Below are 1022 nucleotides of genomic sequence, written 5' to 3'. Positions count from 1 at the left end.
TCAGAGCAAGGGTGAATGCATGAATCAAGATTATAGCGACGTTGCTCAATAAATGGTTTGAGTCCGGTTCTGGTTTTTTTATTAACATAAGATCCATGACTCCGGCTCCGATTGCGAGTCCGGCCATTGCACCAGTCAGAACAGTGTCTTCAACTCCGGATAACGATTCAACTGCAGGTAGGGAGAGTACCAGAGTCCTGAATGCGGCTGCGAAAAGGAACAGGTTTAAGGCCTCAGAAGATAGGGTTCCCGTGACTCCAACTGTGGCTCCGGCTATTGATTCGGCTATTGATCCGGCTAAGGCTTCTGCTTCTACATTGACTGTACTACTATTGCCCGAATTAAATACTGAAAAAGATACCGTTGCTAATATTGTTTCTGCCAATGAAGCAAGCACCAGATAAGGAAAGATTGCTTCTATATGTGAAGAGCCTTTGGTGACCCACTTGTCATAAACGATGGTCGCGACCATAAGGCCAGCGACTGATTTCACCATGGCATATTCACTGTAGGTATAATCTTCAGGTTGGATTGAACGTCTGGCACGATGCTCAAAGTCTCTACGGTACAGGCTCCGGCTACCGTTCTTGCCACTGTCTCACGTGTAAAGTAAGTCATAGCTATTAAGGGTATAAAATGAGGGTCGTCAGTAGTGTATGTGTTATAAACAACGAGTCCTGTTCTTACAAATCTCAGAGGCTGCCACCAGGGCTGATCCGGAGGCCAGAGTGATAAGTGTCCGGCCAAAGCAATCTCAGTGGAGGTGATAAGGGCTGCGAGTTGATTATAAAAAGAAGAATTGACTTTTTGTAACTCATTTTGCTCTGTACCAGACAGACTAAACCGAATCGTATGGGTAGATACCTACTCGGTTGATTTGCAGATGCTGTACCAGAATCCGTAACTGATCAGGGTAGAAACTGCCAGCCCGGAACTACCACCGACCAGTTTCAGACCGTCTTCAATTAATGATGTATTATTGTGGTGGCTCAATAAGTTAAATTGTTCTTCTTTCGATACGC

The 1022-nt window shown here is 45.1% G+C and carries 2 protein-coding genes; both read right to left on the bottom strand.

Annotation, left to right across the window (positions count from 1 at the left end; translation table 11 throughout):
- A partial coding sequence (locus KDK17_RS19035; RefSeq protein ID WP_257288821.1) for a hypothetical protein occupies nucleotides 1-496 on the bottom strand: 496 nt, incomplete at its 3' end.
- Entirely contained in the window at nucleotides 490-747 is a 258-nt protein-coding gene (locus KDK17_RS19030; RefSeq protein WP_257288820.1) for a hypothetical protein, read from the bottom strand. The genes KDK17_RS19030 and KDK17_RS19035, both read right to left, overlap by 7 nt.
- Nucleotides 748-1022: the final 275 nt, after the last annotated feature.

This window comes from Endozoicomonas sp. SESOKO2, from assembly GCF_024606245.1.
Classification (GTDB): domain Bacteria; phylum Pseudomonadota; class Gammaproteobacteria; order Pseudomonadales; family Endozoicomonadaceae; genus Endozoicomonas_A.
The sequence above is the reverse complement of the archived record's forward strand: the minus strand, read 5'-3'. Positions and strand labels throughout refer to the sequence as shown.